Origin of the sequence: Hoeflea sp. CAU 1731 (assembly GCF_039888615.1) — a bacterium.
Taxonomy (GTDB): domain Bacteria; phylum Pseudomonadota; class Alphaproteobacteria; order Rhizobiales; family Rhizobiaceae; genus Flavimaribacter.
Genome location: NZ_JBDQQS010000008.1, coordinates 42,480 through 58,607 on the forward strand (window position 1 = coordinate 42,480; position 16,128 = coordinate 58,607).

Annotated in this window: 13 protein-coding genes; 11 read left to right on the plus strand and 2 right to left on the minus strand. The window is 59.1% G+C overall.

Going from position 1 to position 16,128, the window contains the following annotated elements; genetic code table 11:
- Window positions 1–430 precede the first annotated feature (430 nt).
- The 9 genes from AAFN47_RS14095 (at window position 431) to AAFN47_RS14135 (ending at window position 10,651) form a co-directional block, all read left to right on the plus strand.
- On the plus strand, window positions 431–2,128 hold the full coding sequence (locus AAFN47_RS14095) for a peptide ABC transporter substrate-binding protein (RefSeq protein ID WP_499809880.1): 1,698 nt from the start codon (window positions 431–433) through the stop codon (window positions 2,126–2,128).
- Window positions 2,129–2,188: 60 nt separating this feature from the next.
- A complete protein-coding gene (locus AAFN47_RS14100) occupies window positions 2,189–3,193 on the plus strand; it encodes an ABC transporter permease (protein ID WP_499809881.1) in 1,005 nt (334 codons plus the stop codon).
- Window positions 3,186–4,103, plus strand: coding sequence for an ABC transporter permease (locus AAFN47_RS14105; protein WP_499809882.1), 918 nt, complete (start codon window positions 3,186–3,188; stop codon window positions 4,101–4,103). Before AAFN47_RS14100 ends, AAFN47_RS14105 begins: the two co-directional genes overlap by 8 nt.
- A gap of 210 nt (window positions 4,104–4,313) precedes the next feature.
- A complete protein-coding gene (locus tag AAFN47_RS14110) occupies window positions 4,314–5,411 on the plus strand; it encodes an ABC transporter ATP-binding protein (protein ID WP_499809883.1) in 1,098 nt (365 codons plus the stop codon).
- A complete protein-coding gene (locus tag AAFN47_RS14115; protein WP_499809884.1) occupies window positions 5,408–6,772 on the plus strand; it encodes an ABC transporter substrate-binding protein in 1,365 nt (454 codons plus the stop codon). The genes AAFN47_RS14110 and AAFN47_RS14115 overlap by 4 nt, the downstream gene beginning before the upstream one ends.
- Window positions 6,769–7,653, plus strand: a complete 885-nt coding sequence (locus AAFN47_RS14120; protein ID WP_499809885.1) for an ABC transporter permease — start codon at window positions 6,769–6,771, stop codon at window positions 7,651–7,653. Before AAFN47_RS14115 ends, AAFN47_RS14120 begins: the two co-directional genes overlap by 4 nt.
- 26 nt (window positions 7,654–7,679) lie before the next feature.
- On the plus strand, window positions 7,680–8,510 hold the full coding sequence (locus AAFN47_RS14125; RefSeq protein ID WP_499809886.1) for an ABC transporter permease: 831 nt from the start codon (window positions 7,680–7,682) through the stop codon (window positions 8,508–8,510).
- A gap of 39 nt (window positions 8,511–8,549) precedes the next feature.
- Window positions 8,550–9,854 (plus strand): O-acetylhomoserine aminocarboxypropyltransferase, encoded by a 1,305-nt coding sequence (locus AAFN47_RS14130; RefSeq protein WP_499809887.1) that lies wholly within the window; start codon window positions 8,550–8,552, stop codon window positions 9,852–9,854.
- Window positions 9,851–10,651 carry an alpha/beta fold hydrolase gene (locus AAFN47_RS14135; protein ID WP_499809888.1) on the plus strand — a complete coding sequence of 267 codons (801 nt, stop codon included), beginning with the start codon at window positions 9,851–9,853 and terminating at the stop codon, window positions 10,649–10,651. The genes AAFN47_RS14130 and AAFN47_RS14135 overlap by 4 nt, the downstream gene beginning before the upstream one ends.
- Here AAFN47_RS14135 and AAFN47_RS14140 read toward each other — a convergent pair.
- Window positions 10,639–11,409, minus strand: a complete 771-nt coding sequence (locus tag AAFN47_RS14140) for a DeoR/GlpR family DNA-binding transcription regulator (RefSeq protein WP_499809889.1) — start codon at window positions 11,407–11,409, stop codon at window positions 10,639–10,641. The genes AAFN47_RS14135 and AAFN47_RS14140 overlap by 13 nt on opposite strands.
- Window positions 11,410–11,543: 134 nt before the next feature.
- Between AAFN47_RS14140 and AAFN47_RS14145 the strand changes: the two genes are divergently transcribed.
- The gene (locus tag AAFN47_RS14145) at window positions 11,544–13,961 is read left to right on the plus strand and encodes a GcvT family protein (RefSeq protein WP_499809890.1); all 2,418 of its coding nucleotides are present in this window, start codon (window positions 11,544–11,546) and stop codon (window positions 13,959–13,961) included.
- 17 nt (window positions 13,962–13,978) lie between these two features.
- The gene (locus AAFN47_RS14150) at window positions 13,979–14,911 is read left to right on the plus strand and encodes a choline/ethanolamine kinase family protein (protein WP_499809891.1); all 933 of its coding nucleotides are present in this window, start codon (window positions 13,979–13,981) and stop codon (window positions 14,909–14,911) included.
- Between the two features lies 1 nt (window position 14,912).
- On the opposite strand, the gene AAFN47_RS14155 is transcribed toward AAFN47_RS14150, so the two are convergent.
- Window positions 14,913–16,127, minus strand: a complete 1,215-nt coding sequence (locus AAFN47_RS14155) for a thioesterase domain-containing protein (RefSeq protein ID WP_499809892.1) — start codon at window positions 16,125–16,127, stop codon at window positions 14,913–14,915.
- Between the last annotated feature and the right edge of the window lies 1 nt (window position 16,128).

The following is a 16,128-nucleotide window of genomic DNA, read 5'->3' on the forward strand; positions in this document are numbered from 1 at the left end:
GGGATGAACGTCGACAAAAACAATAATCGACGCCCTCGGGGAACCGGGTGATACTTTATGAGCGATACTGATGTGTCGGTCCTTGATGTCAGGAACCTGAAGGCTGTATTTCAGGCGCTGCAGCGGGCGACGCGCGACGTCAAATCCGAACGTTTGATCAGTAGACCCGATGCACCGTTTTGCGCCTTGCCGCGAACGGTTGAATTTTCATGTCACCCTGCAGGCGACCGGCTGTCGCACAATTGGTTCCCGAGCAATTCTCTATTCCCGTGTGCTGTTTGCGCACGGAGTACATCGACCGGAAAATCTGAACTGAAGACCCGGAAGATCGAAGCTGTCGGGTTCATTGCGCGTCACAGGCGCGCATTCGGGAACGCCGCGGTTTCAACCAGCAGCAGTAGAAACCAACACTAACGAACGAGAGTGAAAAATGAGGAAAAGCACGTGTTTACTGGGAGCGCTCGCCGTACTGGCCTCGGCTCCCGCCGCGCTGGCCGACAGGGGGTCCGACGGCCATGTCAACATCATCTACTGGCAGGCGCCATCGACCATGAACCCCTATCTGTCGGGCGGCACGAAGGATCTTGAAGCCGCCTCTCTGGTGCTGGAGCCGCTTGCCCGCTACAACGAAGCAGGCGATATGGTCCCGTGGCTGGCGGAAAGCATTCCGACCGTCGGAAACGGCGGCGTTTCGGATGATCTCACCACGATCACCTGGAAGCTCAAGGAAGGCCTCCTTTGGGCGGATGGCACGCCAGTGACGTCCGAGGACATCATTTTCACCTGGAAATATTGCACGGATCCGGCAGGCGGGTGCGCGCAGAGTGAAAAGTACAACGACGTCACTTCAATCGAGGCGCTGGACGATCGCACAGTCAAGGTCACTTTTGGCGTGGCCAAACCGTTCCCCTACGGCCCGTTTGTTGGCGCACAGTCCCCGATTCTTCAGGCGGCGCAATTTGCCGATTGTCTCGGCGCCAAGGCTCCGGAATGCACCGACGCCAATTTCGGCCCGATCGGCACCGGACCGTTCCGCGTGACCGATTTCCGTCCTAACGACGTGATCTCCCTGGAAGCCAATCCAAATTACCGCGACGCAAGCAAACCTGCTTTCGCAACGGCGACCCTCAAGGGCGGCGGCGACGCCATGGCGGCCGGCCGTTCCGTTCTCGAAACAGGTGAATTCGACTATGCCTGGAACCTGCAACTCGCTCCCGACGTGATTGCGAATATGGCCGCTGCGGGCAAGGGAGAGACCGTATCGGCTTTCGGAACACTCGTTGAGCGTATCGAAGTCAACCTCACCGACCCGGATCCGGCGCTTGGCGCTGAGCGTTCGACAGCCAAGCACCCACATCCTTTCCTGACGGAAAAGGCCGTGCGACAGGCGCTTTCAATGGCGATCGACCGTGAACTGCTGGTCGAAATCGGTTATGGCAGCGCCGGTCGTCCGACCTGCAACGTGCTGCCCGCGCCGGAAATCTACAAGTCGACGGCCAATGACGCTTGTCTGGTCCAGGATATCGAAGGCGCCAAGAAACTGCTCGACGAGGCTGGCTGGACAGTGGGCTCCGACGGCGTGAGGGAGAAAGACGGCAAACGCCTTTCAATTCTCTATCAAACCTCGACCAACGCTGTGCGCCAGGACTTTCAGGCGCTGATCAAGCAGTGGTGGTCGGAAATCGGTGTGGAAACGGAACTGCGCAACATCGATGCGTCGGTCTTCTTCGGAGGCGACCCGGCAAGCCCCGACACCTTCCAGAAGCTCTATGCGGATCTCGAAATGTTCGCCAACAATTTCGACGGCACCGATCCGGAATCCTACATGGCGAACTGGGAGTGCAAGCAGGCGCCGCGGCCTGAAACACAGTGGCAGGGCAACAACATGCCGCGCTACTGCAGCGAAGAGTATGACGCCCTTGTCGCCAAAATGGCGAAGACCGGCGCGCTTGAAGAACGCGCCAAGCTCGCCAAGGCAATGAACGACATGCTCATGCAGGAGTATGTCCTCATTCCTCTCGTTGATCGCGGACGTGTTTCGGCGAAATCCAACACGCTCGGCGGCGTTGTCCTGAACGTCTGGGACTCCGAACTGTGGAACGTCGCGGACTGGTATCGCGTCAAGTAACCAAAATGGCCGTCCCGGAAACCCGGGGCGGCTTTCCTGCAGGCGCGAGATGCCGACGCAATGTTTCACTACACGATAAGAAGATTGCTCCTTGCAATCCCGACCCTGCTGGTCATCAGCCTCATCATTTTCCTGTTGCTGGACCTGGCTCCGAGCGATCCCACCGCAAACCTGCCGCTTACAATTCCGCCGGAAGTCCGTGAAAAGATTCGTGAGTCTCTAGGCTTCAACGAGCCGGTCCATATCCGGTTTCTGCTGTGGTTGAAGCAGTTCTTCATCAATGAGCCGCTGAACGTCATCGAAAGTTGGCTGGGCCTTGAACAGGGCGACCGCCTTCGGGTGTTAAGCTGGCAGACGCGATCGCCGGTCGTGGATCTGATCGTGCAGCGTCTTCCGCAGACATTGTGGGTGGTCGGGATGTCGTATGTCGTCGGCGTAATGATCGCTCTGCCGATCGGCATCTATTCCGCCTACCGCCAGTATAGCTGGTTCGACCAGATTGGAACGCTCGTTTCAATGATCGGATTTTCGGTGCCGACATTCTTTACCGGCGTCCTTGCGATTGTCGTCTTTTCCGTCTGGCTCGGCTGGTTTCCGTCGATATACGACACGACGCACAAGGTGACAGACTGGGACAGTTTCCTGTTCCAGGTCCGGCAGATGATCATGCCGGTCTGTGTGCTCGCCCTCTACAACGCCGCGCAGATCAGCCGATTCATGCGCGCCGCAGCGCTCGACAATCTCAATCAGGACTATGTTCGCACGGCGCGCGCCAAGGGCGTGCGCGAGCGTAGCGTGGTGCTGATCCACGTACTGCGAAACTCGTTGATCCCGGTGGTGACCGTCATCGCCCTTGGCGTGCCGCAGATCTTTGGCGGGGCCATCATCACCGAGCAGATCTTCAAGGTGAACGGCCTCGGACAGTTGCTCATCATCGCCATTCAGGGCGGCGACGTGCCGACGGTCCAGACGCTGACCTTCATCTTCGCGGCGCTCATCGTGTTCTTCAATCTGATAGCCGATGTGCTCTACGGACTTCTCGATCCAAGGATTCGTTATGACTGAGGCCGTCCATTCAACCCTCGTGGACACGACAGAGCCGCGCTCCCAGTGGCTTGATGTCTGGGATCAGTTTCGCCGCCATCGCGGCGCCATGTTGGGAATGGCGTTTTTCATCTTCATTCTGCTTGCAGTCTTCTTCGGGCCCTATCTCTGGTCGATAGATCCTCAGTACATCGACATTCGCGCTCGCAGCCAGGGTCCGAGCTGGAACCACCCGATGGGCACCGACCAGCTCGGTCGCGATACGCTCGCCCGGTTGCTGGCCGGCGGGCAGGTGTCGCTCGCCGTCGGGATTTCCGCTATGCTCCTGGCGTTGGTGGTCGGAGCCTTGATCGGAGTGCTTTCGGGCTATTTTCATATGCTGGATGGCCCGCTCATGCGTTTGACGGATTTGTTCCTGGCGCTGCCGCTCCTGCCGTTGCTGCTGGTCATCATCATGCTGTTCAGGGACACGCTGCGATCGGCCTTTGGTCCGGAGACAGGCATATTCTTCCTGATCGTTTTCGTGATCGGCATTACATCCTGGATGCAGACCGCACGTATTGTGCGCGGGGACGTGCTTGCATTGAAGGAACGCGAGTTCGTGATAGCGTCGAAATCGATCGGCACGTCGCCATTTCGCATGATCCTGCGCCACATTCTTCCGAATGTGCTTTCGCCCATCACGGTGTCCGCGACGCTTGGCATCGCCAACGCGATCATTACCGAATCCGCGCTTTCCTTCCTGGGGCTTGGATTTCCCTCGGATTTTCCGACTTGGGGCCGGCTTCTCTATGACGCCACGGATTATCTGCAACAATATCCCGAACGCGTGATCTGGCCCGGACTCGCCATTTCGCTCACGGTGCTCAGCGTTAACTATATAGGCGACGGTTTCCGCGACGCCCTTGATCCACGCATCCGTGGCCGATAGCTGCTCACGAATTCGAGCGTGCAATGTGAGTGGTTTTACGCGACAGAATCAATAATATAGCCGTGAAACGCACAGTTTGGCGGTAATGGCAGCAGCATTCCCGCCGAACCTGAGAATTCCGGAGTGCGGGTTTTTGAGACAGTTAGACACGGCAGTGAATGGAAAAAGGTTGCCGCAAAATTGGCCTTGCGCCATCGTCGGGATTATATTGTGAGCGCTCTCGGACTGGAAGCCGTCAGCAGGCGTTTCGGCGCTTTCACGGCGCTGGAAAACATCGATCTAAACGTCGGTTCCGGTGAACTGGTCGCGCTGCTCGGCCCCTCCGGTTGCGGTAAAACGACGTTGCTTAGGCTTATCGCCGGACTTGATGCTCCGGGTTCCGGAACCATTCGCTTCGATGGCCGCGACATGGCGGACGTCGCTGTAAGGAAGCGCGGCGTAGGCATGGTTTCACAGCACTACGCCCTGTTTCCGCATATGAGCGTGTCGGACAACATCGCATTCGGGCTAAAGGCGCGAAAACTGGCGCGGGGAGACATCGAAAAGAGGGTGCGCGAGATCCTTCAGATCGTTCAGCTCGATTCGTATCGAGACCGGTTTCCCGCTCAGCTTTCCGGCGGCCAGATGCAGCGGGTCGCCATCGCCAGGACACTGGTCACCGAACCGCGCATTCTCCTGATGGACGAACCGTTCGCCAGCCTTGACACGGCCTTGCGCATCGACATGCGCCGGTTCGTCAGAACCTTGCAGCAACGCTACGGGATCACCACCGTTTTCGTGACGCATGACCAGGACGAAGCCATGGAGATCGCTGACCGCGTGGCGATCCTGCTTGAGGGCAGGCTCAGGCAGTTCGATACGCCGGACGCCGTGTATCACAGGCCGGCGGATACGGAGGTGGCGCGATTCCTTAAGGCCACCAACATATTCGCCGGAACCGTCAGTCCCGAAGGACGACTGGTCATGCCGTGGGGTGGGCTCGAGCTTTCCAAGGACATCGCTGTCGAACCCGGAAAACGCGTCACCGCCATGATACGAGACGAGGCTCTCGCACTTTTTCCTTCCTATTGTCCGGACCAGTCCAATCTGCTGCCGGTTGTCGTCAGCCGGGTGGATTTTCACGGCGCCACGGTTTCTTATGTCGTGGAGGCCGCAGACATGCAATTTACCGTCGAGGAGCATTCGACGCGCCGGCTTGAGCCGGGCGCCGCGCTTCACCTGTCGGTTCCAGCCAGGCATCTATGGCTGTTTCCGCCCGAGCGTAGCGGCGCGAGCGCGTTCCGCCCTATAAAGGAGAACATAGAATGACAAAGTCTCGCGTGGTCGCCGCGCTTCTTGCCGCGTCCATTGGCCTTGCAGGAGCGGCGCCGATTGCCCGCGCGGCGGATCCGGCCGCCTCCTTCCGCCAGGATTATCTGGCTGGCGCAATCGCATGGGACAAGGTCAAGGCTACAGCCAAAAGTGAGAAGGAACTGAATTTCTACTATTGGGGCGGTGACGACACACTCAACGTGTGGATCGACAGCGTGGTTCGGCCGGCCATGGCGGAACACGGCGTCAAGCTCAATCCTGTGCGTATCGCCGCAACCAAGGACGCGGTGGATCTTGTGCTGACCGAGCTCGCCGCAGGCAAGGCGGAAGGCGAGGGCAGCGTTGATGCTATCTGGTTGAACGGCGAGAATTTCTTCACGCTCTCCCAGCAGAACGCGTTGTGGGGAAGTTTCGCCGAGACGCTGCCCAACTCGAAGAATTTCGTTTGGGATACCGCCAGCCCGCTCTCGGGCCCCAATCTCCGTGATTTCGGAACCGAGACAAAGGGGAGGGAGGTGCCGTGGTCGGGCGAACAATATGTCTGCGCCGTGAATGGTCAGTACGTTCAGGCGTCCGATACCCCATCGACATTCGCCAATCTCAAGGCCTATCTGGAGGACAACCCCGGCAAGTTTACCTACGTAAAACCACCTCACTATGTCGGCAACACCTTCGTGCAGGAAGCAATCTACGCGCACAATCCCGACGGAAACGGCGCGGAGCCGTTCCAGAAATCGGTCGATGAACTTGGTGCTGAAGAACTTGCGCGTCTGATCGCTCCCGGACTGGATTATCTGAAATCGATCGAACCGCTGTTGGCGACGGCTGACGGCGGCAAGCCGCGCTATCCTGAGGACACTGCCGCTCTCGACAGCATGTTCCTTAACGCGGAAGTCTACTTCAACTGCAAGTTCGGGATCTATGCGGTCAATAGTGGGCTCATTACCGGCCGCTACCCGGAAGCCGCCCAAGAGTTCATCTTTCCGGAAAAACTGATGATCAAAAACAAGAACTACCTGGCGATTCCCTTAAACAGTCCGAATCCGGCCAGCGCGCTTGTGTTTGCCGACTACATGTCCTCCGTGGACGCCCAAGCATCGAAGTTGAAGACGGTAGGCTACCCGGTGGGAATAGATCCGACGCAATTGTCCGCCAATGATCGTGAACTCGTCAAGATCGCTGCGCCAAGCCATCATGGCGTTACAAGCGAGGATCTCGATGCCAACGCCGTCGCCGACATGAACGCCAGCCTTGTCGATATCATCGAGGCGACCTGGCTTGAATATATCGAACGCGGTTCCGACAAGCCGATCGCTGATATAGTGGCGAACGCCGTCGGCAAATCCGAGCCGGAATGATGCAGGGCGATCGGTCGCGGCTGATCGTCATTCTCGAACTGGCGCCGGTCGCTCTGGTGCTTGGAGGCCTGTTTGGAGGCGCGGTCGTTCTGGCTGTACTGCAGAGCCTTGGCTTCGCGCCCTGGTTCGGGATCAACACTTTTCCCGATTTTTCATACTTCACCCGGCTGTGGAGCGGCGAGGCTTTCTGGATTTCGCTCGGTCTGACGCTCTATTACGCCGTCGCCTCGACCATCGTGGCGCTGGTCCTCGCACTCATCCTCAGCCTTGCTTTGATGAATAGCTTCACGGGGCGACGCTTCGTCAAATTCGTCTACAAGCTTCCGCTGGTCATTCCTTATGCCGTTGGCATCGCTCTTGCCATCCTCATGCTCGGAAATGGCGGAATGTTGTCGAGGCTCGCCGCCTTTGCCGGCTGGATCAATGAACCGTCCGAGTTCCCGTCCATTCTCAAAACGCATTACGGCTGGGGCGTGATCGCAGTCTATGTCTGGAAACAGCTTCCCTTCATGACACTGGCGGTCGCGGCGGTGCTGGTGGGGATCGGTCGGCGGACACAGGAAGCAGCGTTGCTTCTGGGCGCCGGACCGTTGATGATCTTTTTCCGGGTGACGCTGCCGCAGATTGCGCCGGGCGTCGTCACCGCGGTATTGATCTGTTTCTCCTTCAATATCGGCGCTTTCGAAGCGCCTTTCATTCTCGGCGGCGGTTATCCAGACACGCTTCCGGTAATCGCTTGGCGCTATTTCAACGACGCCGATTACGCCCTTCAACTGCAAGGCATGGCGGCGGTTGTTTCGATCGGTTTGCTGTCCGGGTGCATCCTGCTGGCCTATCTCTGGACCTATCGTCGCTTCGAGCGACGCATCGGCAGGAACTGATCCAGATGCAGTCGGCGTCGAAGCAAATGAAACTTTCGGTATTCCAGCGTTTTTATATTGTGGCCGTCGTGGCGTTCGTCCTCGGCCCGTTCTTGCCGCTTGTCATTCAGAGCTTTGCGTTTCGCTGGGCGTGGCCGGATCTGTTGCCGTCCGCATGGTGGCTGGAACGCCGTGCTGATTCACCGGTTCCGCTCGCTTGGGACTACGTCCTATCGCCGTACTCGCAAGTCGGAATAGCGACGATCAACACCCTGTTCATCGGCCTTGCGGCGACGCTGCTGTGCCTCGTGATTTGCCTGCCGGCTGCACGGGCGCTCGCTCGCGACCGTTTCAGGGGTAAACGGGCTTTCGAATTCCTGTTGTCGATGCCTCTGATCGTGCCGGAAGCGGTCGTCGGCATGGCGTTGCTGATGATCTATATCCGTCTGGGCTTGGCGGGCAGCTATACCGGTATAATCATTGCGCATCTCATTCCGACCATTCCCTACATGGTGCGTATGCTGACATCCGTCTATCAGGGGCTGGCGCCAGACTATGAAGAACAAGCAGCCATACTCGGAGCGGGTCGGGGGCGGATCCTTCTGCGCGTAACGCTGCCAATGCTCATGCCCGGCATGGTGGCAGGGGCTCTTTTCACATTCCTTGTGTCGTCCAATGTCTTCCTGCTGACCTTCTTTCTCGGGCAGGGGCGGATCGTGACGCTGCCGACACTTCTTTTCTCAAAAATCTCCGGAGGCAGTCTCGACGCTTCGGCGGCCGGCATCGCGCTCGTCGCATCTCTTCCCGGCATCGTGCTCTTCGCCCTGTCGGAAAGGCTGGTCAGGGAAGAGCTTTTCGTCGGTGGCCTTGGACGATAGTTCTTGTTAAGGGAGAGCGGTTTTTCAGGAGGAAAGCGCATGGCTGGCGACTACAAGTTCGATACGCTTGGATTGCATGCCGGACAGAGTCCGGACGAGCGGTTTGGTTCGCGCGCCGTGCCGATTCACCAGACCACATCCTATGTCTTCGAGGACAGCGAACACGCGGCTGCGCTCTTCAATATGGAAATTGGCGGGCACATCTACTCCCGCCTGAGTAATCCGACGGTCGCGGTGCTCGAGCAGCGCCTCGCTGCGCTTGAAGACGGCGTCGCCGCCGTCGCTGTAGCGTCCGGTATGTCTGCGTTGTTTCTGACGGTGCTGGCCCTGTGCTCTGCCGGCGATCACATCGTCTCGTCGTCGCAAATGTACGGGGCGAACATCAATCTCTTCGAACACACGCTGAGCCGTTACGGTATCGAGACGACCTTCGTGAAACCCAATGACCCGGATGGCTTTGCCGCTGCGATCCGGCCGAACACCAAGATGATTTTCGGAGAGGTGATCGGCAATCCGGGTCTGGACGTCATGGATGTTCCGAAGATTGCTGCTATCGCCGAGCAAGCCGGCGTTCCCCTGGTCCTCGACGCGACCTTCAATACGCCATGGCTATTCAGGCCCCTTGATCATGGCGCCAATATAGTCATTCACTCGCTAACGAAATGGATTGGCGGTCACGGCGTGGCCATGGGCGGCGCAATCATCGATGGAGGCAATTTCGACTGGGGGCAAGACGATCGCTTCCCGACGCTGACAGGCCCGCATTACGCCTTCCAGCAGGTCAATCTGTGGGAAGAATTCGGACCGCTCGCCTTCACAATGCGCGTGCGCTCCGAGGGCATGTACAATGTAGGTCCGTGTCTGTCGCCGACCAATGCCTTCCACCTGCTCCAAGGGCTTGAAACACTCGGCCTCCGGATGGAGCGACACATGTCGAATACGCAAAAAATGCTCGCGTTCCTGTCCGCGCATGAACAGATCGGGTGGGTGAGGCATCCGTCGCTGACCGATCATCCCGATCATGAGGTTGCGAAGCGTCTGATGCCGAAAGGTGCGGGATCGATCATCGCTTGCGGCGTCAAAGGCGGGCGCGAGGCGGGACGGGCCTTCATCGAATCCGTGGAACTCGCCTCGCATCTCGCCAATGTAGGAGACGCCAAAACGCTGGTCATTCATCCGGGATCGACGACGCATTCGCACCTGACGCCACAGGCCATGGAAAACGCCGGATTGACTGACGACATGATCCGCATTTCCGTTGGGCTCGAAGATTTTGACGATCTGGCGGCGGATTTTGACAGGGCTTTGAAGATCGCCGGCAAATCTGTCGGAGGCTCGAAATGAAGATCGATGTCAATGGCGCCCCGGTTTTTGTCAGCACCGGCGGCCGAGAGTTTGATCCGAACGGAACGGTTTTGCTCCTCCTTCACGGCAGTGGGCAGACCCATCTGACATGGATGCTCCAGGGTCGGTTTCTGGCCAATCGCGGCTGGCAGTTGTTGATGCCCGACCTGCCAGCGCATGGTTTGTCCGGCGGAGAGGCTCTAACCTCCATTCGCGACATGGCTGAATGGTGCGCCGACCTGTTGAAGCAGACAGGCGTCAAGCGAGCCCATGTTGTTGGCCACTCCCAGGGCGGACTTGTGGGGCTCGAACTGGCGTCCAGTCGGCCGGAGGTCGTCGCGTCGCTGTCCCTGGTTGCGACGGCGCTCGCGATACCGGTCAATCCGGCTCTGCTCGACATGGCGCAAAACCGCGAGGAAAAGGCGATCGCCGCAATGACGGATTGGGGACACGGCCGGGAAGGGCATTTTCACGATGCTACGCTGCCGGGTCTCGACCAGATGAATTTCGGCAGGCATTTGATGGCGAACAACGAAACCGGCGCCTTGTTCGCCGATTTGTCTGCATGCGCCAACTATGATGCGGGAGAGGACGCCGCGCGATCCGTTGCGTGTCCGTGCCTCTGCATCCTCGCGGAGAATGACAAGATGACGCCGCTGAAGCAGGGACGGAAGATGGCGGCCGCCCTGACGGATGCGAGAGAGATTGTGATCTCCGGCGCGGGTCACATGCTTCCGGGGGAGAAGCCTGACGAAGTGCTGAAGGCGTTGCGCGTTTTTTTGCCTCATCCAGCCTGAGTGGCGGCAATCTCGACGCGGAACGGCTTCAGGAGTGCCTCGAAGCGGCTGTCCGGCGCCGCTTCGGTAACGACGATGCTGCCGCCTGCCATCTTGGGCAGGCTCAGCAGTGGTCGCCGCCCCGTGTCCCTGAACTTGGCGCCGTCGACCGCCATCACGCAGTTGGATGCGATCTCCATCATTGCCACGGCGATATCCCTTTCGCATTGTTCCTGAACCAGGAAGCCGCGTTCTGGATGGACCTCGGAGGCCGAGAGGATTGCGTAGTCCACCTGGAAGCCGGCGATCACATCGAACGCGGCGCGGTCGAATGCGGCTCCGTCATGATCGCGCAATCGGCTTCCAGCCATGAATACCCGATTGCCCTCGATCATCGACAGCGTGCTTGCGACGAACGCCGAATTGGTGACGACGGTCAGGTTGCGGCGAACACGCAGCGCCTGCGCCACATAGGCTGACGTGGAGCCGGTGTCGATGGCGACGATACCGTCATCATCGATCAGCTGCGCAACCGCCGCCGCGATCGCCGCTTTCTCTTTCTGCTGTTCATGCATGCGCGCAAGAAATGGCGGATCCATCGCGCTTCTTGCGTTGACGATGGCGCCGTGGACTTTCCTGACGTCGCCCCGGTCGACCATCGGCTTGATTATCCGGCGCACCGTCTGGCCGGAAACGTCGAGGGCGTCGGCCAGTTCAGCGACTGTAACGCTGCCGCGCAGCGTCACGGCTTCGCGTATCGCGGTTTCATATTTCGACATGGGTTTGCTTCTTCCACTTGTCCACATCCGGATCATAGCAGTTTATATATTTCAACATAAAACAACAATATTTGTTGATTCATGTCCATTTGGCTCGGATAATGTTTTCCGGGCAAACCAGCGGAGTACGGCGCGTGAGTGCAATTTCGGTCAATCATCTGATCATCGGCGGCGGCATTATAGGCTGCTCCATCGCCTATCATCTCGCTCTTGCCGGCGAAAAGGACATCGCCCTTCTTGAAAAATCGGCGTTGACCGAAGGCGCGACCTGGCATGCGGCCGGTCTCGTCGGTCAGCTTCGCTCGTCCCGCAACACGACGCGCATGCTCAAGCGGTCGGTGGCGCTCTATGACCGGCTCGAAGCCGAAACGGGCATGGCCTTCGACTGGAAGAAGGTTGGAAGCCTCCGATTAGCGGCGACGAAGGAGCGGCTGCTCGAAGCAAAGCGGCTCGCCACCATGGCGCGCAGCTTCGATCTTGAAATGCACATGATTTCGCCGGCCGAAGCAAAGGAGCTGTTTCCCTATATCGAGACGGCCGGTCTCGAAGGGGCCGCCTTCATACCTTCCGACGGGCATGTCGACCCGGCGAGCCTGTGCCAGGCGATCGCTTCGGGGGCCCGCAAGCTTGGCGTCGATATCCGCCAGAACACGAAGGTCACCGATTTCGAAGTCAGAAACGGGCGCGTACATCAGGTGCTGGCGGGAGACACCGCCTTCGAGGCCCGGACCGTCACGCTCGCGGCGGGCATGTGGAGCCGCGAGCTCGGCCGCAAACTTGGCCTCATGATTCCGGCATGCGCGGTGGAGCATCAGTACATCGTTACGGAGCCTATCCCCGGCTTTCCAGACAATCTGCCGACGCTGCGCGATCCTGAACGCCTTGTCTATTATAAACCGGACGCGGGCGGACGGCTGGTCATTGGTGGCTACGAGGACAACACCATTCCGTTCGGCGAATGCGGAATTCCCGGTGAATTCGCCCGCCAACTCCTGCCTGAAAACCTGGAACGTTTCGAGCCGCTGGCCGTGAAGGCCGGTGAGGTTACGCCGATCGTCAACGAAGTCGGAATACGCACCGTCATCAACGGTCCGATCCCCTATTCGGCGGACGGCGATTTCGTGATGGGATGGGCGCCGGGCTTCGAAAACCTTATGTCCGCGACCGGCTTTCTTTACGGGATCGCCGCCGGCGGCGGCGCCGGCGAAATGATCGCGGAATGGATACTCGAAGGCAGGCCCAGCCTCGATCTCTGGCCGCTCGACATTCGGCGGTTTGGACCACACCACGGCGCGCGAAGTTTCATGTATCCCCGCGCCGTCGAGCATTACGCTCATCACTACAAAATGCGCTATCCGGGACAGGAACACGAGACGGCGCGGCAATTGCGTCTAAGCCCTCTTTATCATCGCCTAAAGGAAAAGGGCGCTGTCTTTGGGTCAAAGAATGGTTGGGAGCGGCCGCTCTGGTTTGCGCCGGATGGCGTGGAACCGGTCGATCAGCTTGCCTTTCTCGATCCTGGCTGGAAAGCCTTCTCAGCGGGTGAACACAAGGCGGTTCGCGAACGTGTCGCGCTAATCGACCAGTCCAGCTTTTCCAAGTTCGAACTGATAGGCCCAGACGCATGCGAAGCCTTGCAGGCAATGGCGGTGTCAAATGTCGACAAGCCTGTCGGTTCGGTTATCTACACGCAGTTCTGCAACGAGGCGGGCGGTATCGAGACGGATCTCACGATTACCCGGCTCGGTCAGGATCATTATTACATCGTCACAGGATCCGGATTCGGCGTTCACGATTCCGATTGGATCCTCAGGCATCTTTCGCAGGGAGGCGGTGCGCAGTTGATTGAAGTCACATCCGCGCGCGCTGTCATCAACATCTGCGGACCGAAAGCCCGCGATGTTCTGCAGGCTGTCTGTGAAGAAGATGTGTCGAACGAGGCGTTTCCGTTTGCAACGGTGCGCGACATCGCCATTGGCGCAGCGCCGGCGCGCGCGATCCGCATCGGCTATGTCGGCGAACTGGGATGGGAACTGCATGTTCCAACGGAGTTCGGGCTACACGTCTACGACACGCTGTGGCGGGCCGGTCTCGCACACGGCGTCGCCGATGTCGGATATCGGGCGATAGAATCGCTGCGGCTGGAAAAGGGGTACCTCTACTGGAGCGCGGATATAACGCCAGACTATACGCCTATCGAAGCCGGTCTCGGCTTCCGGGTGCACCTGAAGTCGAAGGGGGATTTTATCGGCAGAAAGACGCTCGAAAAGCAGAAATTGGAAGGGGTGGAGCGTCGGCTGAACACATTCGTGACCGGTGAAAAACTGCCATTGACCGGCGGCGAGACCCTGCTTCTCGATGGCGAAACAGTTTCTCTCGCCTGCAGCGCTGGCTATGGCTTTACGGTCGAAAAGACGATCCTCTATGCGTATCTGCCGGCCGATCTGGAGGCTGAAACCGGTTTCGAGCTGGAAGTATTCGGCGAACGTTACCCGGTGACGCGCGCCCAGGGGCCGCTCTATGATCCGGACAATCAACGTTTGAAAATATAAGGACACGGGAACGAACGATGACGAATGAAGACACCGGCGCCGTTGTCGCGGCTCTACGAAATGCGCCCGGATTCGAGGCTGTCGAGGCGCAGGACTGCGCGATCAAACGACTGGGAGGAATGACCAACAAGGTCTACCTTGTCGCGACCGGCGGGCAGTCCGTCATCGTTCGTATTCCAGGCGCCGGAACCGAGGCCTATATCGACCGCAAGGTCGAACTCCACAATGCAAAGGCCGCCTGGCGCGCCGGCGTGTCGGCGGAAGTGCTGTGGGGCGACCCGGATTCCGGCGTCATGATCAGCCGCGCGATCGACGATATCGAGACCATGTCGCCGGATCTGTTCAGGACCAGGGCGGGGTCGCCAGCCCGCGCGGGGGAGGCGCTGAGCAAGCTCCATAACTCAGGCGAGACATTCGAATTTCGCTTCGAGCTCTTCGCGATGATCGAGGAGTATCTGAAGGTTCTGGCTGACAAGGAGGCCACGCTGCCGGACGGATACCACGACATCGTCGCCGCGGCCGAGCCAGTGAAGCAAGCGCTTGAGGCGGCGCCAGTGGCGCTCGCTCCCTGTCACTGCGATCCGCTCTGCGAGAATTTTCTCGACGACGGGACCGTCATGTGGATTGTCGACTGGGAATATTCGGGCATGAACGATCCGCTTTGGGACGTCGGGGATGTGTCCGTGGAGGCCGGGTTCGACGAGGCGCAGGACGATGAAATGCTGCGCGCCTATTTCGGACAGGAGCCGACGGCCGCGCAGCGGGGCAGGGTGGTCATCTACAAGGCGATGTGCGACCTGCTCTGGACGCTCTGGGGCCTGATCCAGCACGCCGATGACAATCCGGCGGAAGATTTCTGGGCCTATTCGGTCGGCCGTTTCGAACGATGCAAGGCGCTCATGAACGCGCCTTCATTCGCTGATCATCTGGAAGCCGTGAGCAACGGCTGAGCTAGACGCCGGTGATTGGTTCGTCCAGCAGGCGCTGGATGATATCGCTGTTGTCCGACGTGGTCGTCGACACTGTGTCCATGTGGGTCGCGCCCTGGACGATAACGGTCTGGTTCGGCATCATCAGCCGCAACGGGTTGATCGGGTTTTTCAGTCGCCGGTCGAGGAATTCGCTGGCGATGATGTCGACGTGACTGGCGATGCTGTTGTCCGAACTGTAGGCGAAAAAGGCGCGTCTGAGTTTTTCGGACGCGAGGATTGCTTCGTCTGAGCGGTAGGCGTTGATCAGCGTCTCGCCTTCGAAAGCCTCATGCGACTTCGTTGCGTCAATGTCGTCTGCCGAGACAAAGTCGTGTCGCTCCTTCAGCAGCCACTCCCTGATTACCGGAATGGCGAGCGCCTTCTCGTCGATCGGATCGATCCAGTGCCCCGTCGCGCGCCAGCAGGTGAATTTCTGGCGCAGGCTCCGTGTGAACGACTTGATACGCGTATTGGCGTAGGCGATCTGCGCTGTCAGGCTTCCCGAATGATCGCGTCTTGCCCGCTCATATTCATCACGCATCCGGCCGTCTTCAATAAAGGGATCGATAAGAATGATCCTCTCGGGCCTCTTGCCGCTTTCCTCCAGACGGCGGGCTATTTCAAAAACGATCCAGGAGCCGGAGCACATGCCGGCAAGATGCCACGGGCCGTCCGGGCTGACCTGCAGGATGGCGTCTAGATAGCAGTCGGCAATGTCTGCGACAGTGTCGAACGGCTTCATCTGGCCATCGTAACCTGGCACCTGGAAGGCGTAGACCGGCTGGTCGTCATGAAAGGCCCGCATGTAGTCGACATGGGGGAAGAAGAACCCGGCGGCGCCGTGCACGAGAAACAGAGGCGCTTTCGTTCCGCCTGTCTGCAAGGCGAAAACGTGCGAAGGCAGTTGCGTGTTTCCGGCGGCTTCGAGCGCCGCGGCGATTTCGCGAATGGTCGGGTTCTTGACGATTTGCCCGGCCATGAAGCTCTTGCCGAGCTCCTGTTTTATGGTCTCGGTCAGCCTGGTCGCCTTGACGGAATCGCCGCCGAGATCGAAGAAGTCGTCATCGATCCCGATCCCTTCGATGCCGAAGATCTCGCGCCAGAAGCCGGCCAGTTTTTCTTCGACGACGGTTTCCGGCGGCGCGTGAGGGTTGTCCAGTCCGAGATCGTCCCGGGCAATAAGCTCCGTGTCCATG

Coding starts and splice junctions, on each gene's coding strand:
- AAFN47_RS14095 (WP_499809880.1), top strand. CDS start 431: ATGAGGAAAAGCACGTGTTTACTGGGAGCGCTCGCCGTACTGGCCTCG.
- AAFN47_RS14100 (WP_499809881.1), top strand. CDS start 2,189: ATGTTTCACTACACGATAAGAAGATTGCTCCTTGCAATCCCGACCCTG.
- AAFN47_RS14105 (WP_499809882.1), top strand. CDS start 3,186: ATGACTGAGGCCGTCCATTCAACCCTCGTGGACACGACAGAGCCGCGC.
- AAFN47_RS14115 (WP_499809884.1), top strand. CDS start 5,408: ATGACAAAGTCTCGCGTGGTCGCCGCGCTTCTTGCCGCGTCCATTGGC.
- AAFN47_RS14120 (WP_499809885.1), top strand. CDS start 6,769: ATGATGCAGGGCGATCGGTCGCGGCTGATCGTCATTCTCGAACTGGCG.
- AAFN47_RS14125 (WP_499809886.1), top strand. CDS start 7,680: ATGAAACTTTCGGTATTCCAGCGTTTTTATATTGTGGCCGTCGTGGCG.
- AAFN47_RS14130 (WP_499809887.1), top strand. CDS start 8,550: ATGGCTGGCGACTACAAGTTCGATACGCTTGGATTGCATGCCGGACAG.
- AAFN47_RS14135 (WP_499809888.1), top strand. CDS start 9,851: ATGAAGATCGATGTCAATGGCGCCCCGGTTTTTGTCAGCACCGGCGGC.
- AAFN47_RS14140 (WP_499809889.1), bottom strand. CDS start 11,409: ATGTCGAAATATGAAACCGCGATACGCGAAGCCGTGACGCTGCGCGGC.
- AAFN47_RS14150 (WP_499809891.1), top strand. CDS start 13,979: ATGACGAATGAAGACACCGGCGCCGTTGTCGCGGCTCTACGAAATGCG.
- AAFN47_RS14155 (WP_499809892.1), bottom strand. CDS start 16,127: ATGGACACGGAGCTTATTGCCCGGGACGATCTCGGACTGGACAACCCT.